General features: G+C 50.7%; 10 protein-coding genes. 6 read left to right on the top strand and 4 right to left on the bottom strand.

What is annotated here, in order from left to right:
- Window positions 1-181 precede the first annotated feature (181 nt).
- Both uspE and OMR58_RS23630 read right to left on the bottom strand, forming a co-directional pair.
- Window positions 182-1,132, bottom strand: coding sequence for a universal stress protein UspE (gene uspE / locus OMR58_RS23635; RefSeq protein WP_200546933.1), 951 nt, complete (start codon window positions 1,130-1,132; stop codon window positions 182-184).
- A gap of 116 nt (window positions 1,133-1,248) precedes the next feature.
- On the bottom strand, window positions 1,249-2,004 hold the full coding sequence (locus OMR58_RS23630) for an FNR family transcription factor (RefSeq protein ID WP_105594649.1): 756 nt from the start codon (window positions 2,002-2,004) through the stop codon (window positions 1,249-1,251).
- 399 nt (window positions 2,005-2,403) lie between these two features.
- Here OMR58_RS23630 and smrA point away from each other — a divergent pair, with 399 nt between their 5' ends.
- Window positions 2,404-2,976, top strand: a complete 573-nt coding sequence (gene smrA / locus OMR58_RS23625) for a DNA endonuclease SmrA (RefSeq protein ID WP_264547138.1) — start codon at window positions 2,404-2,406, stop codon at window positions 2,974-2,976.
- Window positions 2,977-2,980: 4 nt separating this feature from the next.
- Here smrA and OMR58_RS23620 read toward each other — a convergent pair whose 3' ends face one another.
- Complete coding sequence (locus OMR58_RS23620) at window positions 2,981-3,904, bottom strand: LysR substrate-binding domain-containing protein (RefSeq protein ID WP_264547137.1); 924 nt, start codon at window positions 3,902-3,904, stop codon at window positions 2,981-2,983.
- Between the two features lie 320 nt (window positions 3,905-4,224).
- Between OMR58_RS23620 and OMR58_RS23615 the strand changes: the two genes are divergently transcribed.
- From OMR58_RS23615 to OMR58_RS23595, 5 genes are all read left to right on the top strand, one after another.
- Complete coding sequence (locus tag OMR58_RS23615; protein ID WP_105594735.1) at window positions 4,225-5,544, top strand: MFS transporter; 1,320 nt, start codon at window positions 4,225-4,227, stop codon at window positions 5,542-5,544.
- Between the two features lie 373 nt (window positions 5,545-5,917).
- Window positions 5,918-6,514 (top strand): TetR/AcrR family transcriptional regulator, encoded by a 597-nt coding sequence (locus tag OMR58_RS23610; RefSeq protein ID WP_264547136.1) that lies wholly within the window; start codon window positions 5,918-5,920, stop codon window positions 6,512-6,514.
- 23 nt (window positions 6,515-6,537) lie between these two features.
- Window positions 6,538-7,647, top strand: coding sequence for a histidinol-phosphate transaminase (gene hisC / locus OMR58_RS23605; protein WP_264547135.1), 1,110 nt, complete (start codon window positions 6,538-6,540; stop codon window positions 7,645-7,647).
- A 2-nt stretch (window positions 7,648-7,649) separates the two neighbouring features.
- Window positions 7,650-8,909 (top strand): MFS transporter, encoded by a 1,260-nt coding sequence (locus OMR58_RS23600; RefSeq protein WP_264547134.1) that lies wholly within the window; start codon window positions 7,650-7,652, stop codon window positions 8,907-8,909.
- Window positions 8,910-8,935: 26 nt separating this feature from the next.
- Window positions 8,936-9,922 carry an NAD(P)-dependent oxidoreductase gene (locus OMR58_RS23595; RefSeq protein WP_264547133.1) on the top strand — a complete coding sequence of 329 codons (987 nt, stop codon included), beginning with the start codon at window positions 8,936-8,938 and terminating at the stop codon, window positions 9,920-9,922.
- 72 nt (window positions 9,923-9,994) lie between these two features.
- On the opposite strand, the gene OMR58_RS23590 is transcribed toward OMR58_RS23595, so the two are convergent.
- Entirely contained in the window at window positions 9,995-10,429 is a 435-nt protein-coding gene (locus tag OMR58_RS23590; protein ID WP_264547132.1) for a DoxX family protein, read from the bottom strand.
- Window positions 10,430-10,582 lie beyond the last annotated feature (153 nt).

Here is a 10,582-nt window from a genome sequence, read left to right as displayed (position 1 = left end):
GAGAGCAGAGAGCAGAGAGCAGAGAGCAGAGAGCAGAGAGCAGAGAGCAGAGAGCAGAGAGCAGAGAGCAGAGAGCAGAGAGCACCGGGCTTTCATGGGATCGATAAACGGTTAACACAATATCATTTACAAGTGGCCAGGCGCAGCCGCGCATATCTCAGCGACTGCGCCTGTAGTCAGATTAATCGTCTTCGTCGTCGTCCAGTTCCACCGGTGAAGTAAAACCGTCAGGTTTGATGGCTAACAGGTCACAGCGCAGGTGGTCGATGACCTGTTCTGCGGTGTTGCCAAGGAAGGCAGCGGAGAGGCCGGTGCGGCCAATAGTGCCCAGGACCACGACCCCCACTGAAAGATGGTCGGCCAGTTCCGGGATCACTTCCTCCGGTAAACCCTTTTCCACATGGGTGAATTTCTCGTCAATGCTGAATGACTGACGTAGCGCCTTCATTGCCACCAGATGCTGCCCACGAATTGCATCGTTATAGACGCTTGGGTCAAAATCGGGCAGTTCAATGGCGATATTGATTGGCGTTACCGGATAGGCACCGACCAGGTGTACTTCGGTATGGTTTACCCGCTCGGCCAGGTCCAGCGTTTCCCGCACCAGCTTGGTGTTCAACGGATCGTGATGCGGCTCTTCGCTGGCGAGGTTGACGGCGACCAGCGCTTTCGCGCCCTCTGGCCAGGCCTGGTCTTTCACCATCCAGACCGGGCAAGGGCATTTACGCAGCAGGTGCCAGTCGGTTGGGGTAAACACCACCGCCTGCAGGCGATCGTGCTGATGGGTCATTTTGATCACCAGATCGTGCTGGTTGTTCAGTACTTCCTGAATAATCGCTTCGAAGGGGCGGTTGTGCCATACCACTTTGATATCGATTTGCACACCGGCGGCCAGATAGGCCTGCGCCTGCTGGCGAATCCACTCAGTGCGCTGGCTGATCACGCCTTTACGCATCGTTAAGCGTTCGTCAGGCGACAGCAAAGTGGTCATCTCGTAGGAGAAATCATAGATCGGAAGAAAACAGGTAATCTTACCGCCAAGGCGCTGATTCAGATACACCGCGCGCCGCAGGGCAGGCTGGTCGTCCTGCTGCGGATCGATAGCCACAAGGATGTTTTGATAGTTAGCCATAATGGGTTCTCCATACACCGAGCGTGTAAGTTAAAGATAGCCCAATCAGACAAAAGGAAAAAGGGGAAAAGATATTGCCGGATCAATAAAATAACAAATATTGACCCGGCAAATCGTCAGGCGATTGCCCTGCTTTGGCCGGCAAGCTGGGAGAGGATTTCATGATTTTCAATAGTGATATATTTGCCTTTCACCGCCAGCATTCCATTTTTCTGAAAGCGGCCAAGCAAACGGCTAATAGTTTCTACCGTCAATCCCAGGTAGTTACCGATATCGCCCCGCGTCATGGTCAGACGGAACTCGCGCTGAGAAAAACCGCGCTGTCCAAAACGACGAGAAAGACCGTAGATAAACGCGGCAAGGCGTTCTTCGGCATTTTTCTTCGACAGTAACAGGATCATCTCCTGGTCACCTTTAATCTCGCCGCTCATCAGCCGCATCATCTGCTGGCGCAGGCTCGGCATTTTACCGGACAGGTCATCTAAGGTCTCGAAGGGGATTTCACACACCATCGCGGTTTCCAGCGCCTGCGCAAAGCTGGGATGCTGACTGCCGCTGATCGCGTCAAAGCCAACCAGATCGCCCGCCAGGTGGAAACCGGTAATCTGTTCGTCACCCTGTTCGGTGATGGTATAGCTTTTAATGGTGCCGGAGCGGATGGCATATAACGACTTGAGTTCGTCGCCGGCTTTGAACAGCGTCTGGCCTTTTTGAATTGGCTTCTTGCGCTCAATAATATTATCAAGCTGGTCAAGTTCGTGTTCGTTTAGCGTGAAGGGGATGCAGAGTTGACTGATGCTGCAATCCTGGCAGTGAATAGCACAACCACCTGATTGTATGCGTCGACTGATAATTCTCTTTTCTGGAATCATAATGTACGCTCTATGATTATTGACTGATATCAATTTTACCGTTTTGACTTACAAAATGAAACTCATCAGAGCAGTTTTAGCCACATAAAGATTAAGGATGTCATTATTAAAAGCTATCCTAGTGAAATGTATGATAAAAAACAATCCATTAACAAACTTAAATCTGCTTATTTAGCGATTTTTCATTGATCTGTGCCATTGTAATCATGCGCTGTAGAGTATTGCTCTGCTCTTTGCCATCATAATTTACACTTAACTGTGGAATTATTTCGCCCATCAAAAAGCGATGCTGGCGCAATTTTTGCCTTGCCGCTTTCTATCTTGCTAAACTTCCCGTTAGGCGTTAAAACGTCATGCGCTGAATTGTCGCGCCGCAGGTGCCAGTAAAAGGAGTGAGTAATGACCTTTAACCCTGATGAAAGCGACATCTTCCGCCACGCGATGGAAGATGTCACACCGCTGAAAGACTGCAGCACGATTATGTGGCAGAAATCGCCCTCCGCTAAACCCCCAAGAGATCGGCAGTGGGAAGAACAGTTGGATAATCCGTTGACCATCGGATTGCTGGAAGTTGTGCCGGGCACGCAGCCGCTGGAGTTTATTGCTGACGGTATACAGCCGGGGGTACTCGATAAACTTCGACAGGGCAAATATCCACCGCAGCTTAATCTTAATCTCATCAAGCAATCGGCAGAAAACAGTCGCCAGATGCTGTACCTGTTTATGCGCCAGGCACTGCGAGATGATATCCGTAATTTGCTGATAATCCACGGCAAAGCGCGGCACGACACGTCTCATGCCAACATTATTCGCAGCTACCTGATGCGCTGGTTACAGCAGTTTGATGAAGTGCAGGCCTTTTGCAGCGCTCAGCCTCACCATGGCGGTAGCGGTGCGTGTTACGTTGCGCTGCGTAAAAGCGAACGGGCGCGGCTGGAAAACCGAGAGCAAAACGCCCGCCGCGCTCGTTGACGTTCTAACCAGAGTGCGATTTTCGAATAGTCGCCAGCAATATCTCTGTGCTCAGGCTGAGCGGAACGCCGGAGCGGGTAAGAATACCGACCGGCTCTCCCGGTCCGTGTGATGCCACGGGCAGTGCGGCAAGGGAATTGTGCAACAGATCCTCCTTAATCGCGCCGGAAGGAACAAACCAGACATAGTTGTAGCGTAGCGCCAGCTGGCGAGCCAGTGACGTGGCCGAGGTTTCGACCAGCGTGGGCGGCAGGCTGCATCCCTGTTCTTTCAGCATGGTTTCCGCCAGCCTGCGCGGGGCAGTACCCTCAGGTGAGATCACCACTGGCCAGGACATTGCGCGGGAAAGCGTGACGTTGTCACTCATCAGCGGATGATCGGGGCGAACCACCAGCCGCAGTGATTCCAGGAACAGCAGTTCATAAGTCAGTCCGGCCATCAGTTCGGTGTCGGCCATGCGGCCGATGCCCACATCAAATTCCCCGGCTTTCAGCCCGGCTATCAGTACGTTATTGTGCAGCGTTGCCACCTGTACAATGGTTTGTGGCCGCTGCTGATGGAAGCGATCGAGAATAGAAGGCAGCATGCCGAGCGCCACGGTAGTTAACACGCAAACCCGCAGCACTTCCGGCTCCTGCGGTAACGGCGTATTAAAGGACTGTCCGGCATGATTGAGCGCATCAAGCACTTTAACCGCGTGAGTGAGAAACTGTTCGCCCATCATGGTCAGCTGTGCGCCAAGCCGACCCCGTTCGAACAGTCTGGCTCCGGCCAGCTCTTCCAGTTCATTTAGCGTTTTTGACAGCGCGGGCTGGCTTAGCGACAGGGTTTCCGCAGCGCGGCCGAGGGTGCCCTGCTGCGCAACGGCAACAAAGGTATGCAGGTGGCGCAGTCGAATGCGCTGATTAAATTGATAATTTTTATTCATAGCTCAGATTAGTAATCTGGCGGTATTACTGGCAAGCTTGCGTTGCGGTTTTTGTTAACCTTATTGCAAAATTTAATTAACATTTGCTCCGTATAGCCCGGTAACTATTACTTTTCAGGGCGTTAAATCACCCATCCTTAATGTGTGCTTATGCATTACTGAGGTTGAAAGTACATGCAATTAATCAGGAGAACTTCATAACAATCCGTTATGATAACGGGCTATTTTTCCGCTTGATCGCGCAGCAGGGCCCTGAGGCCGCAGAAACCCGCTTAGCATGCTGGAGCGGGGTGACGATCGGCAAGCCAGGGGAGTACGCAGTGAACAGTACCGCGGCCATCGATATTCATGCATTAATCAACCGCAATGCATTAAGCCGTTACCAGAAGTGCATCATTGCACTGAGTTTTGCCGTTGTCGCCATGGACGGAATGGATATTGCGCTGATGGGCTTTATCGCTCCGGCGTTGAAAACGGCGTGGGGTGTCAGCAATCATCAGTTGGGTGCGGTCATCAGCGCCGCTCTGATTGGCCTTGCGCTGGGCGCAATGTTTGCCGGGCCGCTGGCCGATCGGTTTGGCAGACGGGTGCTGATTATCAGCAGCGTGTTTTTCTTTGGCCTGTGGACGCTGGCAACCGCATTTTCACAGAACCTCGATCAGCTAATGCTGTTCCGTTTTCTCACCGGTTTAGGGCTTGGGGCTGCGATGCCTAATGTCGGTACGCTGGTGGCGGAATATTCCCCCGAGCGCAAACGCGCGTTCCTTATCACCGTGGTGTTTTGCGGCTTTACCTTTGGAGCCGCCAGCGGCGGTTTTGCCGCCTCGTGGCTGATCCCTCACTATGGCTGGCATTCGGTACTCATTCTGGGCGGCGTTTTGCCGCTGATGATTGTGCCGTTCTTACTCCGCTGGCTGCCTGAATCCGTGCGTTTTATGATGACGCGCAATGCTCCAGCCTGGAAAATTCGCCGGATTGTCGAAAAGATGCACCCCGGAATGACGACCGATCGTTGCCGTTTTGCCCTTAGCGAAATAGCCACAACCGGAGGAGCCGTGCGTCTGGTGCTGTCCCGACAGTATCTGTTTGGCAGCGTAATGCTGTGGGGCAGCTATTTTATGGGGCTGTTCCTGGTCTATCTGATCGGCAGCTGGCTGCCGTCGCTGGTCAAAGACATTGGTATGACGGTCACCCAGGCCGCGCTGGTCACGGCGATGTATCAGGCGGGGGGGACGATTGGTTCACTATTTGCTGGCTGGGTAATGGATCGCTTTAACGCCAATCTGGCACTGGCGGCAATCTATTTCACCGGTGCGATTGCTACCGTGTGTATCGGCTATGCGCCAGCAGACGTTCTGGTGCTGAGCTGTATCGCTTTTTGTAGCGGCTTCTGCCTTAACGGAGCGAATACCGGAATGAATGCACTGTCCGCCAGCTACTATCCAACGCGAGCGCGAGCTACCGGTTCCAGCTGGATGCACGGAGTGGGGCGAGTCGGGGCGATCATCAGTGCTTTTGCCGGTGCGCAGATGTTGTCGATGGGCTGGAATATTACCGATGTCTTTTCCTTCCTGGCCATCCCCGCAGTCCTGACTACGCTGATGCTGGTGGCAAAATCGCGTTATGGTTACCGGCCATAGCGGGGCAAAACAACTGCCTCGCGGCCGCTGGCAGACAAAATCAGGGGGAGCATCGCTCCCGGTTTTGTCAGTAAAGATCGACATTTCTCTCACTCCCCACCTTCTGTCCCTTCATTTTTTACCTGCCTGATAAAAAAATATCTGACGCTTTATTTTGGTGCCTGTGCACCAAATTGGTTCGATGCCGCATTAACTCGTTCTATTTGCGTCGTTTTATTTCTTATCATTAATGCCAAAACTAAACATCGCTCCCCACTATGGTGCGATCGTCTCCAGGCCTTTTTTACGACGAAAAAAGAGATTGAACGAGTGTTCAACGCTGTGTAAGTTAATAATCAATCGCAGGGTTTAAATAAATCAACAGGCACATCAGATGACGGTAATACAACGACAATCGGAACTTATCTCCGCCGCTTTAACCTGCCTGAAAAAGGAAGGGTACAAAGGATTATCGGTAAGAAAAATAGCTGATGAGGCGAAGGTTTCCGTCGGGTTGATTAATCACCATTTTGGCAGTCTGGAAAAATTAATATCCGCAGCCTATGAATCAATGGCGGGTGGCATTCTGATTTCCCTAAAAGAAACCTGTGAAGGTGAAATTGCCGATCCTGCTAAAAGAATTGAGGTGTTTATTCGGGAGAGTTTTAATCCATCAATTCTTGACCCCGATTTGCTCAATGCGTGGATAGTGTTTTGGGGAATGACGAGATACAGCCCGGAAATTGACAAATCTCACTCATTAACCTACGCCTGCTATCTTGAGTTTCTTTCACAGCTACTTGGCGACCTGTGGCGGCAAGACAACAGTACGGAATGTAATATCCGACTGGCCAGTATTTCATTTTCATCAATGCTCGATGGTTTATGGGTGGAAAGCTGTCTTAACTCACACGCATTTAAACCAGAAGATGCCGTATCAATCTGTCAGGCATGGATCAAAGGCTTCCGTGCCGGAATGTTTGCATCATAATTAGAAAATTTTCAGGGGATAATATGATTAAGGAAGTAAGAAAAGAAGTGTACAACTGCGTGCCTTATGCCGCAGGTAAAAGTATGGAAGATGTAATGGAAGAGTATGGTTTATCCAGCGCCATTAAACTGGGGTCCAATGAAAACCCTTATGCACCTTTTCATCTTTCCACGAAACGAATGATGGATGAAGTGCTGAAAATTAACAGCTATCCGGAGAAAAACTTTATCCGCCTGAAATCTATTCTGGCAGAAAGAAATAATCTGGCTGCGGAAAATATTGGTTTAGGTCACGGAGCCGGAGGCGTACTCGATACACTGGCTAAAACTTTTATCAGCCACGGCGATGAAGTAATTGTTCCGAAAGAAACTTACGGCCTGTATAACGAAATATCAAAAGGGATGGGGGCTGAGGTAAAACAGATCCCACTGGACGGCGAATTCCGCCTGGATCTGCAGGCAATGGCTGCCGCGGTGAGTGAAAAAACAAAGCTGATTTGGGTTTGTAATCCAAACAATCCCACCGGCACTACCGTTGACCGCAATGAATTTTACGCCTTTATTGACGCACTACCGAACCACGTATGGGTGATATTAGATGAAGCCTATATTGAATTTGCCAAACAGGACCATCTGATTGATGTAACCCGCCTGATTAGTGAAGGTAAAAAAATTATTAAAGTCGGTACGCTGTCGAAATATTTTGGTCTGGCGGGCGGGCGAATTGGCTACTGCATTGCCCGGCCCGAGGTGATCACCGCCTACGACACCATTAGCGAGCCGTTTAACGCCAACCGCATCGGTCTGGCCGGCGCGGTCAGCGTGCTGACGGAAGATCTGGCGACCTGCATCAGCTATGGCAACCGGCTTATCGCCTCCCGCGAAAGCATGATTGCGGAACTGCGAGAGGCGGGCTGTGCGTGCAGCGAGTCTGACACCAACTTTGTCTTTTTCTCTACGGATTTTGCAGCGAGTGATATTGCCAATCGGCTGCTGCAGCAAGGCGTGATTGTGCGTCCGTGCGGCGGCTGGGGCTACCAGAACCATCTGCGGGTGACGATCGGAACGGAAGAACAAAATAAAGTCTTTATCGACAAATTTAAAAGCGTGTTGCAAACATTACAGGGTGCTTAATTATGCCAAAGTATAAGAAGTATATAACCCTCCTTCTGTTGGGTTTTTCCGGTGGTGCGATATTTGTCTTTCCCTATCTTAAATATATTTTTTATGATGACGTATTAACCTCACTCGGTATTGGTAATGCCGATTCCGGTTTACTGTTGACGGCGTATTCTCTCGGCTGTGTGGCGCTGTATATTCCAGGGGGTATTCTGGCCGACAAACTGTCGCCGCGTATTTCCGTGGTGGCTTCCTTGTTCGCAGCCACCGCGTTAACGCTGATATTTGCTTTCTTCTTTAACTTTGCCTCGGCACTGGTGGTCTGGTTCCTGATGGCCTTTGCTTCCGGGTTTGTTTTCTGGTCCGCCGTACTTAAGGCGGTAAGGATAATCAGCGAGGAGCAGGATCAGGGGTTAATGTATGGCATCTATTACAGCGCCAACGGTGCCGCAACGGCGATAATTAATTATCTGTGTCTGAAAGTATTTGGCTATTCCGGCGGCGGCAGCCATGGACTGTTTATGGCCGTGCTGCTGATGGCCTGCTTTACCGGTGTGTCGGCCATTGCCCTGATGTTCTTCCTGAAAGGATTCGAAAAGTCAGAAACGAAAGAAGAAGATAAATTTAAATTCGCCGACCTTTCACTAGTGGTAAAAAATCCCTCGGTGTGGATGGTGTCGATTATCTTCTTCTGTATCTATGCGGTTTATACCTGTAGCTCTTATTATACGCCGTATCTGACCTGGCTGGGGATGTCAGCCGATAATTCCGCCGAGCTCAGTATTCTGCGAATTAATATGGCGATGATGATTGCCTCGCCAATAGGTGGCTACCTGGCGGATAAAGTTTTCAAATCGACGCTAAAATGGATTATGTATGGTTCGATTCTGCTGGCCGTCTCTATTGTCGCTACGGTAATGGTCGGCGGTGACAATCTTCAGCTAACCAGTATCATTTCAATTATTCCGGGCTGGCTGGTCATGTCAATGTACGGCATTATGTTCTCGTCATTTAAAGAAATTAATGTCCCCGTCAAGGTATCGGGAACGGCTATCGGCTTTGCTTCAATTATTAGCTATTCACCGGATCTGTTTATGAATACCGTTTACGGAAAGGTGCTGGATAAATACCAGGGTGCGGATACCATGATCGCGTATAAAATAATCTTCCTGAGCCTCGCCTGCCTGGCTGTGCTGTCGGTTATTTTATCTCTATGGGTTCTGTCGAGAAATGCCGTAAAGAAAAATCGAATTTCCGAGCGTCTGGTGAATAATTAATAGCAGCAATCTAAAGAGTTCCTCTAATGAAAATAGTGATTTGCGATCATAAAGAATCGCTCGACAGAGACGTCGCCGCTGAAATTAATTTGTTTAAGCAGCAGCTGGGTCAGAATACCGAGGTGATTATCCATGAATACAACGGCGATAATCAGGCATTAAACGAAGTTATCGCCGATGCAGATGGCATTATGACTTCCTATGTGACCTTTACCGATGACATGATTTCCGCCTGCCGCAGGCTGAAAGGCATTTCGATTAATGCGACCGGTTATAATTTTATCGACCTGCAGTCCGCCAGCCGCAATAACGTTCAGGTAGCGGTGATTGCTGAATACTGCACGCAGGAGGTCAGTGAACATGCCATGACGCTGGGCCTGGCCGTGGCGAGGAATATCAAGGCGTACGGGCGCAGCATCGAGCAGAAGCAGAAATATGCCTTCAACTGCGTCAGCGGCATGTTCAGGCTGGAAGGGAGCACCTTCGGCATTATGGGGCTGGGGAAAATCGGCCAGGCCGTTGCCAGGAAAGCACAGGGTTTCGGCATGAAGGTGATTGCCTTCTCCCCGTCCTGCCCGGCAGCAGTGGCGGAGGGCCTGGGCATAACGCTGGTAGATAAAGATCGACTGCTAAAAGAGAGTCATTTCATCTGCTTAACCATGTCGCTTAACGCTGGCAATGTAAATATTCTGGACCGCGAGGCGTTTGCCAAAATGGAACAGAGGCCAATTGTTATCAACGTTTCGCGCGGTCAGATGATCGATGAAGAGGCGCTGGTTGAGGCCCTCGACAACAATTTGATATTTGGTGCCGGGCTTGATGTGCTGGTTGAAGAGAGTGATGAGTACATTGCCAGATCGCCGCTGGTCGGCCGGGATAACGTTGTTATTACGCCGCATGCTGCCTTTTACTCAGATTTCTCGATGCAGGAAAATCAGCGGATTGGCGTGTCGAACCTGGTGAATATCCTCACCGGCAATATTAACGACGTGGCGCGCATTGTTTCGTCCTGAGCATCGTTGAGAAACGCTTGCAACAGGTCATCATGAATCAAAACCACCTCTATTTCAGAGGTGGTTTTTCTTTTATTGCAGGCGACTGTCCTGCACTATCGTAAAGCGCCCGGGTCCCAGCAGCATCACTGCCAGCGCGCCAAACAGATACAGCGCTTCACCCTCCAGCGCCCAGGCACCGACCGAAGTGCGGTCCCAGAATGCGCCGGTTTTCACCAGCAGCGTGGCGACCACCAGGTTAATCACAATAATAAACGCCGCAGGGCGGGTCATCAGCCCGATAATCATCATCGCCGGGGCCAGAACCTCGCCAATATAGGCACCGTAAGCCACCAGTCCGGGAACGTTGTGAGCCTGCAACAGCCCGGCAATCCAGCCCACTCCATGCTGTAGTTTAAATACGCCATGAAACAGCAGCAGTGCGCCCAGCGAAACGCGCAGTACCAGCCTGCCCAGATCGGGGTGATCGCTGATCCGGGTAAAACCGTTATTAAGCGAGGAGAACATAAGTGAAGTCCTTAACGTTATGAAGAAATGCTCGGCGGCAAAAGGCGTATGCCGCAGGCTGGCGATGGTGACATACGTCAGGATCGGCCTCCTATCAGCATAATCTGCAAATCAATTTTCACCAGCCGGGAGCGAAACGTAAGTGACCTGCCT

This window comes from Erwinia sp. INIA01, assembly GCF_025947915.1.
GTDB lineage: Bacteria > Pseudomonadota > Gammaproteobacteria > Enterobacterales > Enterobacteriaceae > Erwinia > Erwinia coffeiphila.
This window is presented reverse-complemented; position numbering and strand designations above follow the sequence as displayed.